This window comes from Synechococcus sp. BL107 (assembly GCF_000153805.1).
In the GTDB taxonomy this organism is placed as follows: domain Bacteria; phylum Cyanobacteriota; class Cyanobacteriia; order PCC-6307; family Cyanobiaceae; genus Parasynechococcus.
Genome location: NZ_DS022298.1, coordinates 734,756 through 756,776, shown reverse-complemented (window position 1 = coordinate 756,776; position 22,021 = coordinate 734,756). Strand labels below are relative to the sequence as shown.

The window sequence follows — 22,021 nt, the reverse complement described above, 5'->3', positions numbered from 1 at the left end:
ATTCGATACTGTTCTAAACCATAAGCAACTACTGCATCAACTTCTTCATGTGTTGGGCTATCTCCCAGCACAGCACGACAAACCTTGCATTCAAAATTTCTCTCTACTTTATTAGATGGAAGTAATATTTATAATAAAATTACTCCATCACTCAAATACAAAGGCACTGCATTTGATCGCCACGAATATCAAGAAGAGCGTATTTTGCAAGACCAGGTAAAAACCTAAATTTGAATCAAATCCTCAATATTTTAAAGAACAAGATTATTAGTAACGGGGCAACATTGGATCAACCTCTTGAGCCCAGGCATCGATACCTCCTGTCACGTTTGTTGCCAAGATTCCATGCTCAGCAAGGAGTTGAGCGGCTTTCGCCGAACGCATCCCTAACTTGCAGTGCACAAAGAGACGGCGCCCTTCTGCCAGGGAGCGGACCTGCTCAATCGCCTCTCCGCTTTCAATCTTGGAGAGTGGAATAAGTACCGCAGAAGGGATCACCACAATCTCTGCTTCAGCAGGATTGCGAACATCAACAAGCGCCAAATCACCAGCATCTCCATCGAGAAGAGCTTTGAGCTCAGTAACACTGATCGTTTCCATCGCAAAAGAATCCATCTCTGTTGTGGCTGCACCACAGAACTGCGAATAGTCAATCAGGTCCTTGATCGGAGCACGACCAGAATCACGCCGCAGCGTGAGTTCTCGAAAGCGCATGGATAGAGCATCCACCACCAGCAAACGGCCATCGAGGCAACGACCAATGCCAGTGATTAACTTGATCGTTTCAGTGGCCTGAAGTAGGCCAATCAAACCCGGCATCACACCCATCACCCCTGCCTCTGAGCACGAGGGGATCGCACCAGGCGAAGGAGGAACAGGCAACAAATCGCGGAAGTTAGGACTTTCAGGATTGCAATTGAAAACAGTGACCTGACCTTCAAAGCGTTGAACAGAGCCATAAATCAGTGGCTTGTCTGACAACACACAGGCGTCATTAATTAAGTATCGACTAGCAAAATTGTCGGTGCCGTCGCAGACAACGTCGTAGTCCGCGATTAGATCCATGACGTTGCTCATATCAAGCATCATGTCGTGCACATCAACCTGGCAATGAAGGTTCAACGCCTGAAGACTTTTGGCAGCAGACCTGGCCTTGGAGCGACCCACCGCATCGGAGCGATGAATGACTTGACGCTGCAGGTTTGAGAGCTCAACAGCATCTCCGTCAACGATGCCAATGCGACCAATCCCCGCTGCAGCTAGATACAAAAGAAGGGGAGAGCCCAAGCCCCCTGCGCCAACACAGAGCACTGCTGCGGCCTTGAGACGCTCCTGTCCGGCAAGTCCGACTTCCGGAAGAATGAGCTGTCGGGCATAGCGCCCCCGCTCATCAGAGGACAGGGTCTGCTGTGGGGTGGGATGACTTGGCTGCATGGATGGGATTTTCCCAGATCTCAATCGGGATTTCGAGGGGAACCCGATCAGCACCCAACCACCAGGCACGCAGCTTTCGCATGCCAGACAAAATCAGCATCAACTGATTGGGTTCCGCCCAATCACAATCCCAAATTGACGGTTCTGGTGCCGTTTTGGGGTGGGAATGGCAGACACCCAAGACCTGCAAGCCATGCAACCTGGCCCATCGCTGCGCTGCAATTTGTTCCCTGGGATCCAGCGCAAATCGGGTCTCACGATCTCCTAAAGCATCACTCACCCAGTCTGATTTGCCCCATGCATTGCAGGTAGGCCAAAGCGTTACGAGCCTCAGCCGTGAGGTTCGCAGACCTGTTCCGAGGAGCAAACCGCATCCTTCTTGGGGGGCCACCGCCAGTAACGAACGCTGGAGAACAGTGAGGCATTGGAGATCGAAGCCTAAGAGTGATGGCGCAAAGGGCTCCTCACCGATACGCTCAGCTGAATGAGTTAAGAATTTCACCGACCCCATGAGTGACGCCACCACCGAAGTGAAGGATGACGCCACCGGCAACACCTTGACACCCGACGTCGGCGCAACCGCATCATCGAGTGAAGAGACCACTTCATTTGCTGATCGCTACAGCGATGTTTTGGGGAAGGTGAATCAGACCCTCGACCAGGTTGATTGGAATCAGATGGGTCGCATCGGCAAAATCGTTGGGATTTTTGCAGCCGTGATCGTTGCTCAGATTCTGATTAAAGGAATCCTCGACACGATCAATCTGCTACCAGTTGTGCCCGGTTTGCTTGAGCTATTGGGCGTTGTTGTTGTGGGCCAATGGAGCTGGAAAAATCTCGCCACTAGCGACAAACGCAGTGCTCTTCTCCAACGTGTTCAAACCATCCGTCAGGAATATTTGGGCTGATCCATCAAGAGGACATTTGCCGGGCTAGTCGACGAAGACAAGCTCGGCTTTGGTTGAGATACCCACCGCCAAATAAATTGGCATGGTTTAACAAGTGGTAAAGGTTGTAGATCTCTAAACGCTCTTGCGCGCCTGGTATCGGGGGCAAGATGTCGTCATAAGAACAGTAGAAGTCTTCTCGAAATCCACCAAAGAGATGGGTCATCGCCAGATCGACCTCTGCGTCTGCCCACCAAGATGCTGGGTCGTAAACCGAGCCGCGGCCATCGATCAATGAACTTGCGTTGCCCCCCCAAAGATCTCCATGGACCAAGGTCGGAATCACTTCTCGCCGATTGAGTCGATCCGCCACACCCTCCAAGAAGGCCTCCTCCTCAGCAAGACTCATTCCCAACCGGTTGCACAATTTCAGTTGCGGTCGAAGGCGTAGATCAGCGAAGGCATCTCCCCAACGCATCCGCCACCCCCCCGGCTGCGGTCCTGCGCCGATATACCCATCTCGGTGCCATCCAAAACGCTGGGGGTTCTGTTCACGTGAAGCCTGATGCAGGAGAGCTAGGCCACGTCCAAGGGACTGCTGATCCCCTCCTCCCAATGGCAACCATGGCAGCAGCAAAACAGCACCATGGGGCAACTGAACCAAGGACAAAGGCTGAGGAACAACCAAGACATCTGAATCCACGTATTGACCGAGAGCCGTCAGCGCCTCAGCCTCCACATCGAACAGATCGAAGGCATCAGCAGAACCGGTTTTGGCAAACAATTGACGACCATCGCTCAGCCTGAGCTGCCAGGCCTGATGAATACAGCCTCCTCCCACCGGCGAAACATCGGTGATCTTGAGTCCCACGAGAGGTCCATCCGCCGCGACGAGATCGTCCCGGAGACCAATATTCATCCTCAAACTGCCGCTGTTGTTGCCAGCATGGCTCTAATCAGTACACGGTCTTGACGAAACACCGCGTGATTGTGATCGGTGGTGGCATCGCAGGCCTCACTGCAGCCGCCCTACTGGCCCACGACGGAGTAGCGGTGACCTTATTTGAGGCCCATCGCCAAGCAGGAGGCTGCGCTGGCACCTTTCGCCGCGGCCCTTGGATTTTTGATGTTGGTGCCACCCAAGTGGCAGGCCTCGAACCCGGTGGGAGCCACGCAAGAGTCCTTCAGCATCTTGGGTTAGCTCTACCCAAAGCGAGCTTGCTCGATCCAGGCTGTGTCGTCGACCTTGGCGATGGTTCAGAACCCATCAGTCTTTGGCACGACCCAACGCAGTGGGCTGAAGAACGAGTTCGTCAGTTCCCTGGCAGCGAACGGTTTTGGCAACTCTGCGAACTGCTACACAACAGCAACTGGGCATTCGCCGGGCGTGATCCTGTCGTCACACCCAGATCTTGGTGGGACCTCAGCACGCTGGTCTCAGCCTTACGGCCTGAGACGTTGGCATCAGGACTGTTCACAACGTTCTCAATCGCCAATCTCCTGCAGCTCTGTGGCTGCCAAAACGACAAGCGACTGCGTCGTTTTTTAGATCTACAACTCAAGCTCTATTCCCAGGAGCCCGCAGATCGCACGGCAGCTCTTTACGGCGCCACTGTTCTACAAATGGCTCAAGCCCCACTTGGGCTTTGGCATCTTCAGGGGTCAATGCAAGTGCTCAGTGCACAGCTCTCTCAGGCCATCGAAGCTGCTGGGGGGGAGATCCGACTCCGTCATCGCGTCCATGCAATGCATCCTTCGAAAGAAGGCTGGACCGTCTCAACGGCAGGGGCTGACGCGCCATCACAGACATGGCATGCGAGTGACGTGATCTGCAGCCTCCCACCGCAATGTTTATTGGACTTGTTACCAGCAGACGCCACACCTGATCGTTACCGGCAACGGCTCACAACCCTGCCGGAACCCAGTGGAGCCCTAGTGCTGTACGGCGTTGTCCAACGGAGTGCTCTGCCAACCGACTGTCCAGGCCATCTTCAACGGGGCACGGAAAACCCCGGTTCGTTGTTTGTTTCGATCAGCAGAGAAGGCGATGGCCGCGCCCCCATCGGGGAAGCCACCTTGATCGCCAGCGTGTTCACACCAACGGCCGACTGGTGTGAGCTTGATGAATCCGCCTACCAGAGCAGAAAAACAGAACGGCTGAAGGCGATGAAACATGAACTCAACGCATGGCTCGGCCTCAGCGATGACGATTGGCTCCATACGGAGTTGGCCACACCGCGCGGCTTCGCCGGCTGGACCGGACGGCCCCGCGGCATGGTGGGTGGCCTCGGACAGCACCCAAGCCGGTTTGGCCCCTTTGGCCTCGCAGGCCGCACTCCCTTGCCAGGGCTGTGGTTATGCGGCGACAGTCTCTACCCCGGAGAAGGCACTGCTGGTGTAACTCTCTCCGCACTGAATGCCTGCAGGCAGCTGATGGAGCGTCGGGGGCTTCAACTGAGTTTCAGTCGTTGACACCAGCTGGCATATCCAGAAATCCCGGCCGCAACGCCTGGGTTCTCTTCAATTCGATCTGCAGCTGAGGCCAGTTCTCCTGCAACACAGCATCCTCAAGCTGTTCAAGACTCCATCGATACGCCGCGAGGCTCCGAAGCAAGGCCTCACGATTCGTCGAAGCCATCGCCACACCGAGGTCGGGATTTCCACCACCAACCCTCGTGGTGTCGGCAAATCCACTAGACGCCAAAACAAGCGCTAAGCGTCGAATCTCTGGATCACGCTCATCTCCAACGGCCCGTAACAGTGCCGCACTCACCAAAACGGGCATATGGGAGATCAGAGCCACCGCCTGGTCATGTTGTGCAGCGGCAGCCGTCAACCAATGACTCCCCAGGCTGAGGGCGAGGGACTGGACCATCGCTAAAGCCGATGGATCCGTTTTTGGTTCTGGAGTGGCAATCCAAGGACGGCCTCGAAACAAACCTTTGATCCCTGCCTCGACACCCGCCAACGCCGTTCCCGCCATTGGATGGCTGGCCACAAATCGAGGATGACGTCCTCGCCAGGCCTCCAGCACTGGCTGTTTCACCGATCCCACATCCGTAATCACCGCCTCTGCTGGCAACGCCTCAAGCAACGAGGGCTCGGGATGCAGCAAAAGGGGAATTGGCAACGCCAAGATCACCAAATCGCAGCCGTCCAAACAGGCGGGATCCGTACTCACATCCGACACCAAACCGCGCTCTTTCGCCCGTTCAGCCGTCGCTGAACGATGGACCAATCCCTGTACATCCCAACCATCAGCCTGCAGATCCAAGCCCAACGATCCTCCGATGAGCCCTAGTCCAACGATGCCAACGCGTTTTGTTTCCCTCGCCATCAGGCTCGATCGCTCGTAACGCCATGTTGATCGATGGCTCGCAATGAGCCATCTGGCGCAACAACGCTGCTTATGGTTTCCCAATGCTGGAAGCCCAGGCCCACCACCGGCTTAAGACCCTGCTGAGGCAGGAAGAATCCGACTGGCCCCACCACTTAACGCTGAGTCGTCTCGTAGGACGAAGTTTGCGGCGGCGCGACACCACGCTGTTGCAACTGCCCCCAAGCAGCGGGGAACGCTGGTGGCTGGGTGTAATGGTGCCGTTATGTCTGAACCCAGGTGCTGCAGCCATTGTTTTAACGACGGCCCAGCGCAAATGGCTGCTACAACTCGAACTTCCCCGACTCAAAGAACAAGGATTGCAACTGCCCTGCTGGCAAGGGCTCACCCCCCCACCTGGCCAGCAGCTTTGGATCCTGAATACCGATGAACTGATTGCAGTTCATCAAAACAATCTTTTGGGTGAGCGACAGTTACTCATTCCCGATGCAGATCAACTGAGTGATCGCCTACGCCGAAGTTTGGCCATCAGGATTGATCACCACGATTGGGAACGGCTACGCCAAGCGCATCCGGTGACGGACCAGGCCCTCCTTGATTTGCATGAACGACTCAGTCGGCAGGTGTTCCAAGAAGCAGCGAGGGCCGACGATTGCATCCGTTTACAAGGCGGAGCCTGCCAATCACTGCGCGATCTCCTTCATCTCATCGAGCCTTGTCCAGAGCCCTGGACGGCCCTGCTCGCAACAGATCCTGTCCAGTGGGCTGAATGGGCAGAACTCGACCATCGCCTCCTGCAGTGGACTTGGCAGCTCGAACCCCTTGAGCCACTGCAATTGCTCAGTGGTTTGCTCAAAAATCGACCCGTTTTAATGCTGAGCGAATCGGGGGAATGCTCTCGAATCGAGCACGAACTCACTCAAGCCAACGTCTCAATCACAGTGACAGCCAAGTTGAGGGAGCAAGAGCTAGAAGAACCATTACCGCTGTACGCCCCTCGCCGGCAGCCTTTACCCAACACAGAGGTTTATGCCCAGCACCTGCTGGAACAAAGTCGACGCCTAATCCTGGGCCGAACGGGTCTCACCATTGTTCTGGTCGACGACCAACAATTACGACGACAACTCACCAGTGCCCTTGCAGCAGAGTTTGGGCGGCGGGTTGTTGAAGAATCCACAGCTCCAGAAAGCAACGGTGTCATTAGCGCCCATTGGCACTGGTGGCTGCAGCACCACGAACAGGTTCCTGCCCCAGAACAGTTGATCGTGGCGCTGCTACCAATCGCCAGCCTCAGTTCACCCTTAACAGCCTCGCGGGTGGAACGGTTAAAGCGACGCGGCGAAGACTGGTTTCGCACATTGCTTCTACCCGAAGCCCTCAGCCTGATACCCGGCGCCATCGCGCCACTTCGCAGGGCTGGCGGACGTTTAGCCGTCCTTGATGGACGGCTCCGTGGGCGATCTTGGGGTGATCAAGTGCTGAAGCAACTGGAGCCATGGAGACCATTGCAACGCCTACTCCCGGACTAATGACTCGTCTGGATTCAGCCAACCACGGCATCCGTCTTTAACCTCCAATCATCACTAAAACCGTGAATGGGAGAAGCTCGTCGCCGCGCTGTTCAGGGCTTACCCCCACGTCAGCCCAAAAAAAACTCGAAACCCGTGGACACCTCTCCAAGGGTTGTGCCTTGGTTACCACTCACAAAAAATCAGACTCAACAATTCGTGGCCGTCACCACGCGGGGGGCATGGTTTGGCATTGGTGCCATGGTGCTTCTTTGGATCACGGTGCGCTTTATCGGACCAGCGGCTGGATGGTGGACGCTGTCAGACATGCCCTGACCACCTGCTGCACCGGAGCAGCCGCCCCATCAACCACGAATCAAAAGAAAACCTTTAGGATTGAGTCTACTTAAGACTCGGCCATGTTTCCTCGGCTTGCGGAGCATTACAAGTCCGTTGTACAGGATCTAGTTATGAGTCTTCAGGCATTAACGAAAAGCCTGAAAAGCACTGGAACTAACGCCACTTGTTATTCATGCGGGGATGGCCGAGATGGCCATGGAGCCTCCTTTGTTGCAGAGATTGGAGAGGGGCACATGGTGCGCTTCCTGGTTTCCGATTTCGGCATTAGCTGGGTTGAGTCCAGGAATGGAAGGGAGCTCGTCAAGCTGGAAGGAGCAGAGGCCATCCATGAGCTCCAACGAATGGCCGACCTCGTACAAATGAGCCAAGGCGCCATCGCGGCACCAATGGCTCAAACGGCTTAAACGAACTTAAGCAGCAGCGTTGGCTCCTTTCGTTTCGACCGGCTTATCCGATGCAGCCTTTGCCCCAGCTGGCGCCAAAGACTTCACCGTATTAGCGGTGACTTCAGTGCCCTCACTGAGCTTTTGACGCACCAACGTTTCAATCGTGGTTGCAGCTTCGGGGTTCTGTTCCATCCAAACGATGGTGTTGTCGCGACCTTGGCCAATGTTGTCGCCTTCGTAGCTGTACCAAGCACCTTTACGAACCACCACGCCGGTTTCTTCTGCAAGATCCAGCAGACAACCAAGCGTACTGATGCCGCGTCCGAACAAGATATCGAATTCCGCGATACGGAATGGAGGCGCAACTTTATTTTTGGCCACTTTCACCTTGGCTCGAATTCCAAACTCCTCTGTGCCCTTTTTCAGAGTTTGAATTCGCCGTATATCAAGACGAACTGATGCATAAAACTTCAGAGCGTTACCACCAGTGGTGGTCTCAGGATTTCCATACATCACCCCAATCTTCAAACGCAACTGGTTCAAGAAAATCACCGTGCAACCAGACTTGCCGATGTTTCCTGTGATTTTTCGCATCGCCTGACTCATCAGACGCGCCTGACTGCCAACGGAGACATCTCCCATCTCACCCTCGATCTCTGAGCGAGGGGTTAAGGCAGCCACAGAGTCGATCACCACAATGTCGACAGCAGCAGAACGAACGAGCTGGTCAACAATCTCCAGTGCCATCTCACCGGTATCCGGCTGGGACACCAAAAGATTTTCAACATCAACGCCCAGGGATGCCGCGTAATGGGGATCAAGTGCATGCTCAGCATCGACAAACGCTGCAACACCGCCACGCTTTTGAACCTCAGCAATCGCATGGAGCGTCAGCGTGGTTTTACCTGAACTTTCAGGGCCATAGATCTCAACTACACGTCCTTTCGGATAACCACCACCGAGGGCCAAATCAAGGGTCAACGCCCCCGTCGAGATGGTTTCCACCCTCATGCGGGAGGCATCACCAAGGCGCATGATTGAGCCTTTGCCGAAGTTGCGCTCGATTTGACCGAGCACCAAATTCAGCGCCTTATCGCGCTCTCCGGAGGAACGAGCATCGGAACCGGGAGCGGTGGTTTTCATGTCAGCAGGCATGGAATCAATCTGAAGCTAAGGAACGAGAGACCCAATGCCACAGAAGCGCCGAATCGTCTCAGATAGTACAAACGTACGTTAACGGCTTATGGCCAGTGCGCTAGGGGTTTGGCAAAAGCAACCAAATCAATCAGCTGGATGCCAGATGGCAATCCAATGAGGTCAGAGGGTTTCAGATAGCCCCATCGAACTAACCAGCACTGAAGAGACTCCAGCCCAGGCGTCGAGCAAACCATTTCCAGCGTTGCGCGCCGATCTTCGATGAAGGAATGGACGCGACGCTGGGTTTGCAAGCGCCGCAACACATCAGGCTTCGCCCCGGCCTCTCGCCCATCCAGGCGCCAAGGCGTCAAAGCGAGACTCTCCAGCAATTCAGCCGTAAAAGCTGCGCTCTTTGTTGTTAAAACCGCCCAATCAACACCCTCACCATCCAGGGATTGCAGCCGCTCCACCAAGCCTGGGAAGGGGCGATGCAACGCCAACCATGCAGCGCGATCACTGCGGACCGCCTCCTGTCGTGTTTGATCGAGCGCAGGCTGCAACTGATCGGGCTGCCAACCACGACGCTCCATCGCTCGGCGTTGCTGCCCGGCGTAATCATTCAGCCAATGCTGCAGATCCAGCTGAGGAAGCTCAGCGGCGAGCAACACCATTTCCCAGCCGTGGTGGACCCAAGGGCGCAGAATTCGAAATGCGTCAGGCACGACATCCGAGGTCAAACCCGACACGTCTGCCCCAAGTGCGCAACTGGCATGCCAGGAGCTCCACCAATATTCGGCCATTCCGTCGACGATGACTCCGTCGAAATCGAAAACAACGAGAGGACGGTCCGACATATCGGAAAAAACTGGGCCGCTAGGATTCGAACCTAGGAATGGCGAGACCAAAACCCGCTGCCTTACCGCTTGGCGACGGCCCATTGATACAGATGTGATGCCCTTCGGCTATCTCATCTGGGCCTACATAGTTACCCATACAACGTTGACCTTCGTCAATCCATCAAATCCACTTAGGGAGGGAACACCCTGAGTCGACCATGTTCCGCTTGCCCAAAGACATCACAACGCAAGCGATACCGGCTCACCAATTCGGCCTGCAAACCTCGCACCCGTTCCGTTCGGGGCACGAGCTCAACAGGTCGGCCTTGAGGCATCACCACCTGTTCAATCGCCAGGCGGCATTCCTCTAAACCGGCGAGCTCATCATCGTTTCCGCTTAAATCAACCAGGACAGCATTTGGCTCAGGAGCAGAAGCTCGTCGACTCAAAAGGCGCTCTAAAGCACGCTCGATTTGCGGAAGGGTGTCAGCTTTGATTACCAAGATCGGCACGTGCTGGTCTTTGGCTTGACGACGCAATGCAGACGCACGGCCGAGTCCTTGCCGCACGCTGAGGACCACATCAGCATCACAAAGGTCGTCGACGAGGCGAGCTGGCCAGCGATGACGTCGAATCACCTGCTCCACCAATTGCGGTGTGATCCCACAACACAGCACCTGAAGAGCACTGGTGCGCACGGCTTCGTCGATTAGCTGGGGCTGGGGCGAATCGACAGGGGATAACGATGGTGATTTGGGTTCGGATGACGGCCCTAAGCGGGGCGAGCGAAGAGAAGAGGCAACTGCTCCGTAAGGACGGCGCAGCGGGCCCTTTAAATCCTCTGGCTCAAACCGTCGCATCCCTCCTTCGCTGGTGAGTTCACGCTGCTCAACCCTTGGTTTTTGTCCACGAAGGAGCTGATCAACGGTGGCAGCCACATCAGCATGAATCGACCAGCGATGCCGGCTATGCATCTCCACCGCCAATGGAAAGGTGGGTTCTGCAGCACGCTCCAACACGGTTTTTTGCGTACGACGACGACGAGCCTCGTCGTCCCCAAGCGTGACCGACTGAATTCCCCCAACCAAGTCGCTCAGCGTTGGGTTTTTGATCAAATTGGCTAGTGCGTTGCCATGGGCCGTCGCCACAAGCATCACGCCTCGCTCCGCAATGGTGCGAGCTGCCATCGCTTCGAGCTCTGTGCCGATTTCATCAATCACGATGACCTCAGGCATGTGGTTTTCCACGGCCTCGATCATCACCTGATGCTGACGTTCCGGACTTGAGACCTGCATCCGTCGGGCCCGGCCGATCGCCGGATGGGGGATATCACCATCACCAGCAATCTCATTACTGGTGTCGATCACGACAACCCGACGCTGCATTTCATCAGCCAGAACTCGGGCAATTTCTCGCAATGCTGTTGTTTTTCCGACCCCCGGTCGTCCCATCAGCAGCAACGATTTGGCGCTGTCGAGAAGGTCGCGAACCATGGCGACGGTGCCAAACACTGCACGGCCGACACGACATGTGAGACCAACCACTTCTCCCTGCCGATTTCGTATGGCACTGATTCTGTGGAGGGTGCGCTCAATTCCGGCGCGATTATCCGCACCGAACCGACCCAATTTGTCGACCACAACAGCGAGATCGTCTCGCGTGATCGCACGATCCCCTAAGGCGCTTACACGACCTGGATAGCGCGCTTCCGGAATCCGCCCCAAATCGAGCACCACCTCCAGGAGTTGGTCATGACTCGCTTCTAGAGACAACGCAAACTGCACCGATTGCGGCAGCAGATCGAGAAGTCGATCGAGATCATCCGTGACCCGCTGCGTACCCATGAGCTCAAACACTCATTGCTTTTTAGCAAGGGCGATTCATCCATGGCGTCACCAACTCGCGCGCCAATGCCACAGCCTGCTCCAAACCCTCAGGCCACTCCCTTAGCGACTCACCTCGCAATTGGGCCTCCTTCAAGAGCGGAAGAAGGAGCCGGCGTGCCACACCACCGAAAGCAATCCCTGCGGGTTGTTCATCGCCATTGAGATAGTGCAGGGTGTGGTGGTTGGTACCACCGGCCAACTGGAGAGGGCCAGGAGGCGCGATGGAACGCATCGCCCTCCAAAGCTGAACCGCAGAGCGGGCAGTCCCAGCCCCCACATCACCGCTCATCGGCCGTCCATCGAGCTGCCACAGCGGGCTAAAACCGCGGCATCGCAGACGGGCATGCCGCCGCCAAAACGTTGTTGCGAGTTCCTCAGCTGCCATGCCATGGGCTTCCAAACCACAACTCACGGCCAGGCGTCGCAACGAAAGTGATGCCTGATCAAGGCTCTGCAACAAGGTCTCGAAACCTTCGTCATGACCGGGAGCTGTATGGATCTCAATGGCGTCGGGGCGTATCGAGATCAAGAGCTCTGCAACTGCCCCCAAGCCAAGTCGGTGATCCCGTTCCTCAATCAAGCCATAGGGACAGGCTGGCAGGCAGCGTCCGCAGCCGTAGCAAAGCAAGGAGTTAACAGCTCCGCGATCGCCAATGGCTTCAGCGGGACATACCCGCTGACAAGGACGTTCACACTGAGGCGGGCAGACTGCCGGGTCGAACCAAGCCTTGCGAAAGTGAAGGTCCAATCCATCGCTGAGGCTCACCATCAGCCATGGACGCCAACCCGTTCGCGACTCCGCCCAATCCAGACCCTGTCGCGCCGCATGCGCAACGGCTGGGTCGGCAGCCACATCCACACAATGAACTCCCGCTGTGGCGAACACCGCACACAGGTCTGCAATCGCAGGAAGATCTTGGTTGCTGGCACCACAAATTAATTTGACCCAACGGCCACGAACCAGCGACTCCTCAGGACCTAGGCGTTTAGTAGAGCTTTCATTGGCTGCCATCGGAGGCTCCGCGCTCCACCCATCTCCACGATGATGCGTAAGCGAGGTTCTCGCTTACAAAGATCGCAAAGAGACAACAGCTCTGAGCGCGACAAAACCTGACCCTCGAGAATCCACAGCGCGACTGAATCGTCTCCCTCGAGGAGATCTCCGATCAGCGGGACAACCTGCTGAACCTCACCAACGGCTGCACCGCGTCCAACACAGTTGTGACCAAGGTGAGGCGGACGAATTCCGTGCTTTTGGGTTAAAAACACTTCTGGGTCACCCAAGCCACGAGCCGATGTCATTCGTGTGCGATACCCCGCACCGCGTAGGCGACGGAGAAGACGCGTCTCAGCACCTCCTTCGAGGGGAGCGTGGACGGCAAGGCATCCATTGGCTTCGAGATCTCGACGGAATCCCCGACCGGTGAGAAGCAGGGGCATGGGGGCATGCATGACTGGCGGAATTCTGGCAGCTCAACAGGCGACTTCGGCAAGGCGCTTTCAGTGGTGATGTAGGTTTGTTGTTTGTTCTGCGTTTCTGTGCCCGTCCGCTAGCCGGGCCTCCAGTCGGCAGAACAGATTCGGCGATTGCGCCGGATCTTTAGGCCAGAGCGGTTTTCAATTCTTTTTGAAATTCCGCCGAGAAACTTTTTGAGCAATTCGTTGCCCAAACAAGTCTCAGCCTCGCTGAATCGTTCGCTAGCTCCATTCGAACTCCTCCATTCCTTGGGCGTCGTTCGAACCACGACTGCGTTACTCCGATCAGCACTTTTGCTCTATCCGAGAAATCGGGTGGTGCTTGTCCCCGCTGGCGCTTTCTCCCCCCATGTCAATCGGCATTCTCGGGAAGAAGTTGGGCATGTCCCAGCTCTTCGACGAGCAGGGCAGAGCGGTCCCCGTCACTTTGATCGAGGCCGGTCCCTGCCGCATCACACAACTCAAAAACGATGACACCGATGGCTATGCCGCGGTGCAGATCGGTTTCGGCGAAACCCGCGAGAAATTGATCAACAAGCCTTCTAAAGGCCATCTCACCAAATCCGGTGAAGATCTTCTGCGACACCTACGCGAGTACCGCGTCGACAACGTCGACGGCCTCGAGTTAGGTGGGTCCATCACAGTCAGCGACTTCGAAGCTGGTCAAAAAGTGGATGTAAGCGGCGACACCATGGGTCGCGGTTTTGCAGGTCTTCAGAAACGCCACGGTTTCAGCCGCGGCCCGATGACCCACGGTTCTAAAAACCACCGGCAACCGGGCTCCATCGGTGCTGGCACCACGCCAGGACGGATCTACCCGGGTAAACGGATGTCTGGCCGTTATGGCGGCAAGAAAACAACCACCCGCGGGTTGACCATCTTGCGCGTCGATAGCGATCGCAATCTTCTGGTTGTTAAAGGTTCCGTGCCTGGCAAACCGGGCGCACTCCTGAACATCAAGCCAGCAGTGCGTGTGGGCGCAAAACCTGCCAAAGGAGGTAAGTGATGGCTAGTTGTGTAGTTCGCGATTGGCAGGGGAAGGAAGCTGGCAAGGCAACCTTGGACCTCAAAGTGGCGAAAGAAGCCACAGCAGTTGACTTGATGCACCGTGCAGTCCTGCGACAGCAGGCCCACATGCGCCAAGGCACTGCAAGCACACTCACCCGGTCAGAAGTCCGTGGTGGTGGCCGCAAGCCCTACAAGCAGAAAGGAACAGGCCGTGCAAGGCAAGGTTCTGTTCGAACTCCTCTGCGTCCAGGCGGCGGCATCATTTTTGGACCCAAGCCTCGGAGTTACAACCTTGCGATGAATCGCAAGGAACGTCGCTCGGCCCTGCGCACAGCGCTCATGGCTCGTATCGACGACATCACTGTTGTGAAGGACTTCGGGACATCCCTTGAAGCTCCAAAAACACGTGAGATCACGGAAGCCCTCGGACGCCTCGGCATCGCCGCAGACACCAAGGTGTTGATCGTTCTGACGAACCCATCCGAAATGGTCCGTCGCTCCGTCCGCAACCTGGAGAAGGTCAAGCTGATTTCAGCGAATCACCTCAACGTCTTCGACCTTCTCCACGCCAATTCTTTGGTCGTGGGAGAGGACGCTCTCACAACCATCCAGGAGGTTTACGGAGATGACTGAGCGTTTCCAATCCCGTCTGGCGGATGTCATTCGCCGACCACTGATTACCGAAAAGGCCACCCGTGCACTCGAGTTGAATCAGTACACCTTCGAGGTGGACCACCGCGCCGCTAAACCAGACATCAAAGCCGCCATCGAGCAGCTCTTTGATGTCAAGGTCACCGGCATCAGCACCATGAACCCTCCTCGACGATCCCGTCGGATGGGCCGCTTCGCTGGCAAACGTGCCCAAGTGAAGAAGGCAGTGGTGCGCCTAGCGGAGGGCAACTCGATCCAACTCTTCCCCGAATCCTGAGGAGTCTGAATCGTCATGGCAATCCGTAAATTCCGCCCCTACACCCCCGGTACACGCACCCGCGTTGTCACCGATTTCAGTGAGGTCACCGGCCGCAAGCCGGAAAGAAGCCTTGTGGTGTCGAAGCACCGCAAAAAAGGCCGCAACAACAGAGGCGTCATCACTTGTCGCCACCGAGGTGGTGGTCATAAGCGTTTGTACCGCCTCGTTGATTTCCGCCGCAACAAGCACGGCGTAACCGCCAAGGTGGCTGCGATCCACTACGACCCCCATCGCAATGCGCGATTGGCCTTGCTCTTTTACGCCGATGGCGAAAAGCGCTACATCCTTGCTCCAGCAGGAGTTCAGGTGGGCCAAACCGTCGTGTCTGGGCCAGAAGTTCCGATCGAAAACGGCAACGCAATGCCGCTTTCAGCCGTACCGCTTGGTTCGAGCGTGCACTGCGTCGAGCTTTATGCCGGTCGCGGTGGACAGATGGTTCGAACCGCTGGTGCCAGTGCTCAGGTCATGGCCAAGGAAGGCGATTACGTCGCTCTCAAACTGCCCTCCACCGAGGTTCGGTTGGTCCGGCGTGAGTGCTACGCAACCCTCGGCGAAGTTGGTAACTCAGAAGTTCGCAACACAAGCCTCGGCAAAGCCGGACGTCGCCGTTGGCTCGGACGGCGGCCTCAGGTTCGAGGCAGTGTGATGAACCCCTGTGACCACCCTCACGGTGGTGGTGAGGGCCGAGCACCCATCGGTCGCTCCGGTCCTGTGACGCCTTGGGGCAAACCCGCCCTCGGTCTTAAGACCCGCAAGCGGAATAAACCCAGCAACCAATATGTGCTCCGGAAACGTCGCAAGACGTCCAAGCGGAGCCGTGGCGGACGCGATTCCTGATGCCAACCATCACTTTGCCGCTTGCTTAAACCGCTATGGGACGTTCACTCAAAAAAGGACCGTTTATTGCTGACAGCCTGCTTCGCAAGCTTGAAAAGCAGAACGACAACGACGACAAGTCCGTGATCAAAACCTGGTCACGTGCTTCCACAATCCTGCCGATGATGATCGGCCACACCATTGCCGTTCACAACGGCAAGTCCCACATTCCAGTGTTTATCACTGAACAAATGGTGGGACACAAGCTGGGGGAGTTCGCTCCTACCCGCACCTTCAAGGGCCACATCAAAGACAAGAAAGGAGGCCGCTGACGCCATGACTTCGTCTACATCAACGGCTATCACCGCACAGGCCCACGGACGCTTCATCCGCGGCTCTGTATCGAAGGTGCGTCGTGTACTCGACCAAATCCGAGGCCGCACCTACCGCGACGCTCTGATCATGCTCGAGTTCATGCCCTACCGCTCCACCGGCCCGATCACCAAGGTGCTTCGGTCTGCGGTAGCCAACGCCGAAAACAACCTCGGTCTCGATCCAGCCTCCTTGGTGATCTCGAGTGCCAGTGCCGACATGGGTCCTTCCATGAAGCGGTACCGGCCCCGGGCCCAAGGCCGGGCCTTCCAGATCAAGAAGCAGACCTGCCACATCAGCATTGCTGTGGCAGTTCAGACCGACTCCTGACCCCCGGACTCCGACCCAATGGGACACAAAATCCACCCAACCGGTCTGCGCCTGGGGATCACCCAGGAGCACCGGTCACGCTGGTACGCCTCCAGCAAGACATACCCGGCGCTTCTTCAAGAAGACGATCGGATTCGCAAGTTCATCCACAAGAAATACGGGTCTGCAGGTATCAGCGATGTGCTGATCGCCCGCAAAGCCGATCAACTGGAAGTTGAACTCAAAACTGCACGCCCCGGTGTCCTCGTCGGACGTCAGGGCAGCGGCATCGAAGATCTTCGTGCCGGTATCCAGAAAACTGTCGGTGACAAGAGCCGCCAAGTGCGGATCAATGTTGTCGAAGTTGAACGTGTCGACGGCGATGCGTTTCTGTTGGCCGAATACATCGCCCAACAACTGGAAAAACGTGTGGCGTTTCGCCGCACAATCCGGATGGCTGTTCAGCGCGCTCAGCGCGCTGGTGTTCTCGGCCTAAAAATCCAGGTGTCAGGCCGTTTAAACGGCGCTGAAATCGCCCGGACCGAGTGGACTCGTGAAGGTCGTGTCCCCTTGCACACCCTGCGTGCTGACATCGATTACGCCACCAAAGTGGGTAAAACCACTTACGGCGTGCTCGGTATCAAAGTTTGGGTGTTCAAGGGAGAAGTCCTGAGCGAACAGTCTCAAACGATGCCGGTCGGGGCGAACCCCCGTCGGCGGGCCAGCCGTAGGCCCCAACAGTTCGAAGACCGCTCAAACGAGGGTTGAACCGGAGGCCTAAACCATGCTGAGTCCAAAACGCGTCAAATTCCGTAAACAACAGCGAGGCCGCATGCGCGGCGTCGCCACCAGAGGCAACACGATTGCTTTTGGTGAGTTTGCGTTGCAAGCCCAAGAGTGTGGCTGGATCACCTCGCGTCAAATCGAGGCCAGCCGCCGTGCCATGACCCGCTACGTCAAACGTGGCGGCAAGATCTGGATTCGGATTTTTCCGGATAAGCCAGTCACCATGCGCGCCGCTGAAACCCGAATGGGTTCCGGTAAAGGCAACCCAGAATTCTGGGTCGCAGTGATCAAGCCAGGTCGCATTCTCTTCGAGATGGGTGGTGAAGAAATCACCCCCGAAATCGCGAAAGAAGCCATGCGCCTGGCGCAATACAAGCTGCCAGTCAAAACCAAATTCATCGCCCTCGGTGATGAGGAGAAAACAGCTGGCGCCAAAGCCCCTGCTGCTTCTAACGCCGTCACCGTGGAGTCCTGACCATGGCCCGTCCCAACACCAGCGAGGTTCGCAACCTCTCCGATGCGGATATCACCGAAAAAATCGACGGTTTACGCCGCGAACTTTTTCAGCTCCGCTTCGAGCAGGCCACGCGCCAACTCGCCAACACTCACCGTTTCAAAGAGGCCCGCATCAAGCTGGCCCAGCTGCTGACGGTGCAGTCGGAGCGGCAACGCTCCACCGCGTCCTGATCCCCATCTCTAACCATGGCAGTTAAAGAACGGGTCGGCACCGTCGTCAGCGACAAGATGGAGAAAACAGTGGTGGTCGCGGTGGAAACCCGCTTCCCTCACCCCATCTATCAAAAGACGGTCAGCCGCACCACCCGCTACAAAGCCCACGACGAAGACAACTCCTGTCGTGTCGGAGACCGTGTTCGCATCACGGAAACCCGTCCGATGAGCCGTCAGAAACGTTGGGCGATTGCTGAAGTACTCAGCCACAGCCCAAAAGCTGCAGCTGCTGAAGCGAAAGCAGAGGAGGCCAACCAGTGATCCAACAGGAATCGTTCCTCACCGTTGCCGATAACAGCGGTGCCAAACGCATCCAGTGCATTCGTGTTCTGGGTACCAACCGTCGCTATGCCCACGTCGGCGACGTCATCGTCGCCGCTGTCAAAGATGCGATGCCCAACATGGGTGTCAAAAAGTCTGACGTGGTCAAAGCTGTGGTGGTCCGCACCAAAGCAACACTGCGTCGTGAAACCGGCAATTCGATCCGGTTTGATGACAACGCTGCCGTAATCATCAACGACGACAAAAACCCCAAGGGCACTCGCGTCTTCGGACCTGTTGCCCGCGAACTGCGTGAGCGCAGCTTCACCAAAATCGTGTCCCTCGCTCCGGAGGTGATCTGACCATGGCGACAGCAACCTCCAAACCGAAGGCCGTTGAGCGCATCAAAATGCGCATCCGAAAAGGTGACACCGTTCAGGTGATTGCCGGAAAAGACAAGGGCAAAACCGGCGCAGTTCTCCGGACACTGCCCAATGAAAACCGCGTCATCGTGGAGGGCGTCAATATGCGCACCCGTCACGAGAAACCCTCCCAAGAGGGTGAAAGCGGTCGCATTGTCACCGAGGAAGCATCACTGCATGCCTCCAATGTGATGCTCTATTCCACCGATAAAAAGGTGGCAAGCCGCGTTGAAATCGTTGTCGAGAAAGACGGCACGAAGAAGCGCAAGTTGAAGAAAACCGGTGAAGTCCTCGACTGATCCCGACTTCTGACCAAGCCCAGAAGCACCTCACCCCCGTTATGTCACTCAAGAAGCGCTACCGGGAGACCATTCAGCCCAAACTGCTGAAAGATCTCTCCCTCTCCAACATCCACGAAGTCCCGAAGGTGGTGAAAGTCACCGTCAACCGCGGACTCGGCGAAGCTGCGACGAATGCCAAGTCTCTCGAGGCTTCGGTCAAGGAGCTTGCACAGATCACCGGCCAAAAAGTGGTTGTGACCCGTGCGAAAAAAGCAATCGCAGGTTTCAAAATTCGCCAAGGCATGCCGATTGGTTGTGCCGTCACCCTTCGCGGTGATCGGATGTACGCCTTCCTCGAACGGCTAATCAACCTTGCACTGCCCCGAATTCGGGACTTCCGCGGAGTGAGCGCAAAAAGCTTTGACGGCCGCGGCAACTACACCCTCGGGGTGAGGGAACAAATCATTTTCCCTGAAATTTCCTTCGACAAGATCGATGCGATCAGGGGCATGGACATCACCATCGTGACCACTGCCCGTTCTGACGAAGAGGGCAGGGCCCTCCTCAGCGAGATGGGAATGCCATTCCAGAGCAACTGAGCCCTCCCCGTCTATACCTATGGCCAACCACGATCCAATTTCTGACATGCTCACCCGCATTCGTAATGCGAGTGAAAAGCGTCACGAGACCACAAAGATTCCCGCCTCACGGATGACCCGCAGCATCGCGAAAGTGTTGCAGCAAGAAGGTTTCATCTCCGAAATCAACGAAGAAGGCGAAGGCTTCAGAGCCGAATTGGTGCTCTCCCTCAAATACAGCGGCAAGCACCGTTTGCCCACCATTCGCTCCATGCAGCGTGTGAGCAAGCCAGGTCTCCGCATCTACAAGAACACTCGTGGCCTTCCCAAGGTCCTCGGAGGGCTTGGTGTCGCGATCATCTCAACCTCGAAAGGGGTCATGAGTGACCGCGATGCTCGCCGAGAGGGCGTCGGCGGCGAAGTGCTCTGTTACGTCTACTGATCCGGAGCTGAGAACCATGTCACGCATTGGAAAAAACCCTGTCCCCGTCCCGGACAAAGTCACTGTTTCCCTCGACGGTCTAACCGTCAAAGTGAAGGGACCAAAAGGTGAACTCGAGCGCACTCTTCCAGAGGGCGTCAGCGTTAGCCAAGAAGCCAACACGATCGTTGTTGCACCCACGAGCACCAAACGGATCTCACGGGAACGCCACGGCCTGAGTCGCACCCTCGTCGCCAACATGATCGAAGGTGTCCACAACGGCTACAGCAAAGTTCTTGAAATTGTTGGTGTGGGCTCCCGAGCCCAAGTCAAGGGAACAACGCTCGTCGTGAGTGCTGGTTACAGCCATCCCGTGGAGATGCCAGCTCCAGCGGGCATCACCTTCAAGGTGGAGAACAACACCAGGGTGATTGTTTCCGGCATCGATAAAGAATTGGTCGGCAACGAAGCCGCCAAGGTTCGCGCCATTCGTCCCCCTGAGCCTTACAAAGGCAAAGGCATCAAATACGAGGGCGAGCACATCCTGCGAAAGGCAGGCAAGTCCGGCAAGAAATAACGCTCTTCCAGACCTTCCTCCCCTTCAAACACCATGTCCAAACTTTCCCGCAAACAACAGACGCAGAAGCGCCATCGGCGCCTCCGTCGTCACATCACCGGCACATCCAACCGTCCACGGTTGGCTGTGTTTCGCTCCAACAATCACATCTACGCCCAGCTCATCGACGACGCTGCTCAGAGCACCCTCTGTTCAGCATCCACCGTTGACAAGGAACTTCGTTCTGGACTCAAAGACAACGGTGGAAGTTGTGACGCCTCCGTCGCTGTCGGTGCACTCGTCGCCAAGCGCGCGATCGCCAAGGGCATCGAGCAGGTGGTCTTCGATCGAGGTGGCAACCTCTATCACGGTCGGATTAAAGCCCTTGCCGACGCTGCCCGGAAAGCGGGCCTTCAGTTCTGATCCCTGCTTTACCCATGACAGATTCTTCTCCTCAATCCAATCCCAACGCCGTACCTGGTGCAGCTGATGTACCAGCGGCGGCCCAAGGGCAGCAACAAGAGCAACGCCGCGGCGGCGGCGGCCGTGGTGACCGACGTGGCGATCGTCGCGGCGGACGTCGCGGCCAAGATCGCGATTCCGAATGGCAAGAGCGCGTCGTTCAAATCCGACGGGTCTCCAAAACCGTCAAAGGCGGCAAAAAGATGAGCTTCAGGGCCATCGTTGTTGTCGGAAACGAAAAAGGACAAGTCGGTGTTGGGGTTGGCAAAGCTGGTGACGTGATCGGTGCCGTCCGCAAGGGCGTCGCTGATGGCAAAAAGCACCTGGTGAAGGTGCCTCTGACCCGTCACAGCTCAATTCCAACCCTGTCGAATGGTCGGGATGGTGCAGCTAGCGTTCTAATTCGCCCTGCAGCCCCGGGTACTGGCGTTATCGCCGGTGGTTCCATTCGTACAGTGCTTGAACTCGCCGGCATCAAAAATGTCTTGGCCAAACGTTTAGGCAGCAAAACTCCCCTCAACAACGCAAGGGCTGCCATGGTGGCCCTATCCAGTCTTCGTACCCATAAGGAGACTGCAAAAGAACGGGGAATCTCCCTCGAGCAGATCTACTCCTGATTCGCGATGACTCTCCGACTCGACTCCCTCAAAGCCAACAAAGGCGCTCGTCGCCGCAAATTGCGCAAGGGCCGTGGCATTGCCGCTGGTCAGGGTGCTAGCTGCGGCTTCGGCATGCGTGGCCAAAAATCCCGCTCCGGCCGACCAACCCGTCCTGGGTTCGAAGGTGGACAGATGCCTCTGTAC

Annotated in this window: 32 protein-coding genes and 1 tRNA gene; 23 read left to right on the top strand and 10 right to left on the bottom strand. The window is 56.6% G+C overall.

Annotated elements, in window-relative coordinates; translation table 11 throughout:
- Positions 1–267: 267 nt before the first annotated feature.
- Both moeB and BL107_RS03790 read right to left on the bottom strand, forming a co-directional pair.
- Positions 268–1,434 carry a molybdopterin-synthase adenylyltransferase MoeB gene (gene moeB / locus BL107_RS03795; RefSeq protein ID WP_009788949.1) on the bottom strand — a complete coding sequence of 389 codons (1,167 nt, stop codon included), beginning with the start codon at positions 1,432–1,434 and terminating at the stop codon, positions 268–270.
- Positions 1,391–1,957, bottom strand: coding sequence for a M67 family metallopeptidase (locus tag BL107_RS03790; RefSeq protein WP_232192750.1), 567 nt, complete (start codon positions 1,955–1,957; stop codon positions 1,391–1,393). Before BL107_RS03790 ends, moeB begins: the two co-directional genes overlap by 44 nt.
- Between BL107_RS03790 and BL107_RS03785 the strand changes: the two genes are divergently transcribed.
- Complete coding sequence (locus BL107_RS03785) at positions 1,944–2,342, top strand: CAAD domain-containing protein (RefSeq protein ID WP_009788947.1); 399 nt, start codon at positions 1,944–1,946, stop codon at positions 2,340–2,342. The genes BL107_RS03790 and BL107_RS03785 overlap by 14 nt on opposite strands.
- Before the next feature lie 4 nt (positions 2,343–2,346).
- On the opposite strand, the gene BL107_RS03780 is transcribed toward BL107_RS03785, so the two are convergent.
- The gene (locus tag BL107_RS03780) at positions 2,347–3,240 is read right to left on the bottom strand and encodes a fructosamine kinase family protein (RefSeq protein WP_009788946.1); all 894 of its coding nucleotides are present in this window, start codon (positions 3,238–3,240) and stop codon (positions 2,347–2,349) included.
- Positions 3,241–3,290: 50 nt separating this feature from the next.
- On the opposite strand from BL107_RS03780, the gene crtD reads away from it, so the two are divergent.
- Positions 3,291–4,793 (top strand): C-3',4' desaturase CrtD, encoded by a 1,503-nt coding sequence (crtD, locus tag BL107_RS03775; RefSeq protein ID WP_037988016.1) that lies wholly within the window; start codon positions 3,291–3,293, stop codon positions 4,791–4,793.
- Here the strand turns inward: crtD and BL107_RS03770 are convergent.
- Complete coding sequence (locus BL107_RS03770; RefSeq protein ID WP_009788944.1) at positions 4,783–5,658, bottom strand: prephenate/arogenate dehydrogenase; 876 nt, start codon at positions 5,656–5,658, stop codon at positions 4,783–4,785. The genes crtD and BL107_RS03770 overlap by 11 nt on opposite strands.
- 83 nt (positions 5,659–5,741) lie before the next feature.
- On the opposite strand from BL107_RS03770, the gene BL107_RS03765 reads away from it, so the two are divergent.
- From BL107_RS03765 to BL107_RS03755, 3 genes are all read left to right on the top strand, one after another.
- Positions 5,742–7,187, top strand: a complete 1,446-nt coding sequence (locus BL107_RS03765; RefSeq protein WP_009788943.1) for a helicase — start codon at positions 5,742–5,744, stop codon at positions 7,185–7,187.
- 66 nt (positions 7,188–7,253) lie between these two features.
- Positions 7,254–7,502, top strand: coding sequence for a DUF2839 domain-containing protein (locus tag BL107_RS03760; RefSeq protein WP_037988014.1), 249 nt, complete (start codon positions 7,254–7,256; stop codon positions 7,500–7,502).
- 83 nt (positions 7,503–7,585) lie between these two features.
- A complete protein-coding gene (locus BL107_RS03755; protein WP_009788941.1) occupies positions 7,586–7,930 on the top strand; it encodes a DUF1815 family protein in 345 nt (114 codons plus the stop codon).
- Between the two features lie 6 nt (positions 7,931–7,936).
- Here BL107_RS03755 and recA read toward each other — a convergent pair whose 3' ends face one another.
- From recA to BL107_RS03725, 6 genes are all read right to left on the bottom strand, one after another.
- Positions 7,937–9,067: a recombinase RecA gene (gene recA / locus BL107_RS03750; RefSeq protein WP_009788940.1), complete on the bottom strand. Its 1,131-nt coding sequence runs from the start codon at positions 9,065–9,067 to the stop codon at positions 7,937–7,939.
- Between the two features lie 86 nt (positions 9,068–9,153).
- A complete protein-coding gene (locus BL107_RS03745) occupies positions 9,154–9,903 on the bottom strand; it encodes an HAD family hydrolase (RefSeq protein ID WP_009788939.1) in 750 nt (249 codons plus the stop codon).
- Positions 9,904–9,914: 11 nt separating this feature from the next.
- Positions 9,915–9,986 (bottom strand) — tRNA-Gln (locus tag BL107_RS03740).
- Between the two features lie 90 nt (positions 9,987–10,076).
- Positions 10,077–11,729, bottom strand: coding sequence for an AAA family ATPase (locus tag BL107_RS03735; protein ID WP_009788938.1), 1,653 nt, complete (start codon positions 11,727–11,729; stop codon positions 10,077–10,079).
- Positions 11,730–11,751: 22 nt separating this feature from the next.
- Positions 11,752–12,783 (bottom strand): LdpA C-terminal domain-containing domain, encoded by a 1,032-nt coding sequence (locus BL107_RS03730; protein ID WP_037988013.1) that lies wholly within the window; start codon positions 12,781–12,783, stop codon positions 11,752–11,754.
- Positions 12,750–13,211, bottom strand: a complete 462-nt coding sequence (locus BL107_RS03725; RefSeq protein ID WP_037988730.1) for an NAD(P)H-quinone oxidoreductase subunit N — start codon at positions 13,209–13,211, stop codon at positions 12,750–12,752. The genes BL107_RS03730 and BL107_RS03725 overlap by 34 nt, the downstream gene beginning before the upstream one ends.
- A 385-nt stretch (positions 13,212–13,596) precedes the next feature.
- On the opposite strand from BL107_RS03725, the gene rplC reads away from it, so the two are divergent.
- The 18 genes from rplC to BL107_RS03635 all read left to right on the top strand — a co-directional run.
- Positions 13,597–14,253 carry a 50S ribosomal protein L3 gene (rplC, locus tag BL107_RS03720; protein ID WP_009788934.1) on the top strand — a complete coding sequence of 219 codons (657 nt, stop codon included), beginning with the start codon at positions 13,597–13,599 and terminating at the stop codon, positions 14,251–14,253.
- Entirely contained in the window at positions 14,253–14,888 is a 636-nt protein-coding gene (rplD, locus tag BL107_RS03715) for a 50S ribosomal protein L4 (protein ID WP_009788933.1), read from the top strand. The genes rplC and rplD overlap by 1 nt, the downstream gene beginning before the upstream one ends.
- The gene (locus tag BL107_RS03710; RefSeq protein WP_009788932.1) at positions 14,881–15,183 is read left to right on the top strand and encodes a 50S ribosomal protein L23; all 303 of its coding nucleotides are present in this window, start codon (positions 14,881–14,883) and stop codon (positions 15,181–15,183) included. The genes rplD and BL107_RS03710 overlap by 8 nt, the downstream gene beginning before the upstream one ends.
- A 15-nt stretch (positions 15,184–15,198) precedes the next feature.
- Positions 15,199–16,062, top strand: coding sequence for a 50S ribosomal protein L2 (gene rplB / locus BL107_RS03705; RefSeq protein ID WP_009788931.1), 864 nt, complete (start codon positions 15,199–15,201; stop codon positions 16,060–16,062).
- Between the two features lie 35 nt (positions 16,063–16,097).
- Positions 16,098–16,373 carry a 30S ribosomal protein S19 gene (gene rpsS / locus BL107_RS03700; protein ID WP_009788930.1) on the top strand — a complete coding sequence of 92 codons (276 nt, stop codon included), beginning with the start codon at positions 16,098–16,100 and terminating at the stop codon, positions 16,371–16,373.
- Between the two features lie 4 nt (positions 16,374–16,377).
- Positions 16,378–16,743, top strand: a complete 366-nt coding sequence (gene rplV, locus BL107_RS03695; RefSeq protein WP_037988010.1) for a 50S ribosomal protein L22 — start codon at positions 16,378–16,380, stop codon at positions 16,741–16,743.
- Positions 16,744–16,761: 18 nt separating this feature from the next.
- Positions 16,762–17,490 carry a 30S ribosomal protein S3 gene (gene rpsC, locus BL107_RS03690; RefSeq protein WP_009788928.1) on the top strand — a complete coding sequence of 243 codons (729 nt, stop codon included), beginning with the start codon at positions 16,762–16,764 and terminating at the stop codon, positions 17,488–17,490.
- A 16-nt stretch (positions 17,491–17,506) separates the two neighbouring features.
- Positions 17,507–17,983 carry a 50S ribosomal protein L16 gene (rplP, locus tag BL107_RS03685; RefSeq protein ID WP_009788927.1) on the top strand — a complete coding sequence of 159 codons (477 nt, stop codon included), beginning with the start codon at positions 17,507–17,509 and terminating at the stop codon, positions 17,981–17,983.
- A gap of 2 nt (positions 17,984–17,985) precedes the next feature.
- The gene (gene rpmC / locus BL107_RS03680; RefSeq protein WP_009788926.1) at positions 17,986–18,195 is read left to right on the top strand and encodes a 50S ribosomal protein L29; all 210 of its coding nucleotides are present in this window, start codon (positions 17,986–17,988) and stop codon (positions 18,193–18,195) included.
- Positions 18,196–18,210: 15 nt separating this feature from the next.
- On the top strand, positions 18,211–18,498 hold the full coding sequence (gene rpsQ, locus BL107_RS03675; RefSeq protein WP_006169854.1) for a 30S ribosomal protein S17: 288 nt from the start codon (positions 18,211–18,213) through the stop codon (positions 18,496–18,498).
- Complete coding sequence (gene rplN, locus BL107_RS03670) at positions 18,495–18,860, top strand: 50S ribosomal protein L14 (protein ID WP_006169852.1); 366 nt, start codon at positions 18,495–18,497, stop codon at positions 18,858–18,860. Before rpsQ ends, rplN begins: the two co-directional genes overlap by 4 nt.
- Before the next feature lie 2 nt (positions 18,861–18,862).
- The gene (gene rplX / locus BL107_RS03665; RefSeq protein WP_006169851.1) at positions 18,863–19,219 is read left to right on the top strand and encodes a 50S ribosomal protein L24; all 357 of its coding nucleotides are present in this window, start codon (positions 18,863–18,865) and stop codon (positions 19,217–19,219) included.
- A gap of 41 nt (positions 19,220–19,260) precedes the next feature.
- Positions 19,261–19,800 (top strand): 50S ribosomal protein L5, encoded by a 540-nt coding sequence (gene rplE / locus BL107_RS03660; protein ID WP_009788925.1) that lies wholly within the window; start codon positions 19,261–19,263, stop codon positions 19,798–19,800.
- Positions 19,801–19,819: 19 nt separating this feature from the next.
- Complete coding sequence (gene rpsH / locus BL107_RS03655; RefSeq protein ID WP_009788924.1) at positions 19,820–20,221, top strand: 30S ribosomal protein S8; 402 nt, start codon at positions 19,820–19,822, stop codon at positions 20,219–20,221.
- Between the two features lie 16 nt (positions 20,222–20,237).
- Positions 20,238–20,777 carry a 50S ribosomal protein L6 gene (gene rplF, locus BL107_RS03650; RefSeq protein WP_009788923.1) on the top strand — a complete coding sequence of 180 codons (540 nt, stop codon included), beginning with the start codon at positions 20,238–20,240 and terminating at the stop codon, positions 20,775–20,777.
- A 33-nt stretch (positions 20,778–20,810) separates the two neighbouring features.
- A complete protein-coding gene (rplR, locus tag BL107_RS03645; protein ID WP_009788922.1) occupies positions 20,811–21,179 on the top strand; it encodes a 50S ribosomal protein L18 in 369 nt (122 codons plus the stop codon).
- Between the two features lie 14 nt (positions 21,180–21,193).
- Positions 21,194–21,835 carry a 30S ribosomal protein S5 gene (gene rpsE, locus BL107_RS03640; RefSeq protein WP_009788921.1) on the top strand — a complete coding sequence of 214 codons (642 nt, stop codon included), beginning with the start codon at positions 21,194–21,196 and terminating at the stop codon, positions 21,833–21,835.
- 6 nt (positions 21,836–21,841) lie between these two features.
- A partial coding sequence (locus BL107_RS03635; protein ID WP_009788920.1) for an uL15 family ribosomal protein occupies positions 21,842–22,021 on the top strand: 180 nt, incomplete at its 3' end.

Coding starts and splice junctions, on each gene's coding strand:
- moeB (WP_009788949.1), bottom strand. CDS start 1,434: ATGCAGCCAAGTCATCCCACCCCACAGCAGACCCTGTCCTCTGATGAG.
- BL107_RS03785 (WP_009788947.1), top strand. CDS start 1,944: ATGAGTGACGCCACCACCGAAGTGAAGGATGACGCCACCGGCAACACC.
- BL107_RS03780 (WP_009788946.1), bottom strand. CDS start 3,240: ATGAATATTGGTCTCCGGGACGATCTCGTCGCGGCGGATGGACCTCTC.
- BL107_RS03770 (WP_009788944.1), bottom strand. CDS start 5,658: ATGGCGAGGGAAACAAAACGCGTTGGCATCGTTGGACTAGGGCTCATC.
- BL107_RS03765 (WP_009788943.1), top strand. CDS start 5,742: ATGCTGGAAGCCCAGGCCCACCACCGGCTTAAGACCCTGCTGAGGCAG.
- BL107_RS03760 (WP_037988014.1), top strand. CDS start 7,254: ATGGGAGAAGCTCGTCGCCGCGCTGTTCAGGGCTTACCCCCACGTCAG.
- BL107_RS03755 (WP_009788941.1), top strand. CDS start 7,586: ATGTTTCCTCGGCTTGCGGAGCATTACAAGTCCGTTGTACAGGATCTA.
- recA (WP_009788940.1), bottom strand. CDS start 9,067: ATGCCTGCTGACATGAAAACCACCGCTCCCGGTTCCGATGCTCGTTCC.
- BL107_RS03745 (WP_009788939.1), bottom strand. CDS start 9,903: ATGTCGGACCGTCCTCTCGTTGTTTTCGATTTCGACGGAGTCATCGTC.
- BL107_RS03735 (WP_009788938.1), bottom strand. CDS start 11,729: ATGGGTACGCAGCGGGTCACGGATGATCTCGATCGACTTCTCGATCTG.
- BL107_RS03730 (WP_037988013.1), bottom strand. CDS start 12,783: ATGGCAGCCAATGAAAGCTCTACTAAACGCCTAGGTCCTGAGGAGTCG.
- BL107_RS03725 (WP_037988730.1), bottom strand. CDS start 13,211: ATGCCCCTGCTTCTCACCGGTCGGGGATTCCGTCGAGATCTCGAAGCC.
- rplC (WP_009788934.1), top strand. CDS start 13,597: ATGTCAATCGGCATTCTCGGGAAGAAGTTGGGCATGTCCCAGCTCTTC.
- rplD (WP_009788933.1), top strand. CDS start 14,253: ATGGCTAGTTGTGTAGTTCGCGATTGGCAGGGGAAGGAAGCTGGCAAG.
- BL107_RS03710 (WP_009788932.1), top strand. CDS start 14,881: ATGACTGAGCGTTTCCAATCCCGTCTGGCGGATGTCATTCGCCGACCA.
- rplB (WP_009788931.1), top strand. CDS start 15,199: ATGGCAATCCGTAAATTCCGCCCCTACACCCCCGGTACACGCACCCGC.
- rpsS (WP_009788930.1), top strand. CDS start 16,098: ATGGGACGTTCACTCAAAAAAGGACCGTTTATTGCTGACAGCCTGCTT.
- rplV (WP_037988010.1), top strand. CDS start 16,378: ATGACTTCGTCTACATCAACGGCTATCACCGCACAGGCCCACGGACGC.
- rpsC (WP_009788928.1), top strand. CDS start 16,762: ATGGGACACAAAATCCACCCAACCGGTCTGCGCCTGGGGATCACCCAG.
- rplP (WP_009788927.1), top strand. CDS start 17,507: ATGCTGAGTCCAAAACGCGTCAAATTCCGTAAACAACAGCGAGGCCGC.
- rpmC (WP_009788926.1), top strand. CDS start 17,986: ATGGCCCGTCCCAACACCAGCGAGGTTCGCAACCTCTCCGATGCGGAT.
- rpsQ (WP_006169854.1), top strand. CDS start 18,211: ATGGCAGTTAAAGAACGGGTCGGCACCGTCGTCAGCGACAAGATGGAG.
- rplX (WP_006169851.1), top strand. CDS start 18,863: ATGGCGACAGCAACCTCCAAACCGAAGGCCGTTGAGCGCATCAAAATG.
- rplE (WP_009788925.1), top strand. CDS start 19,261: ATGTCACTCAAGAAGCGCTACCGGGAGACCATTCAGCCCAAACTGCTG.
- rpsH (WP_009788924.1), top strand. CDS start 19,820: ATGGCCAACCACGATCCAATTTCTGACATGCTCACCCGCATTCGTAAT.
- rplF (WP_009788923.1), top strand. CDS start 20,238: ATGTCACGCATTGGAAAAAACCCTGTCCCCGTCCCGGACAAAGTCACT.
- rplR (WP_009788922.1), top strand. CDS start 20,811: ATGTCCAAACTTTCCCGCAAACAACAGACGCAGAAGCGCCATCGGCGC.
- rpsE (WP_009788921.1), top strand. CDS start 21,194: ATGACAGATTCTTCTCCTCAATCCAATCCCAACGCCGTACCTGGTGCA.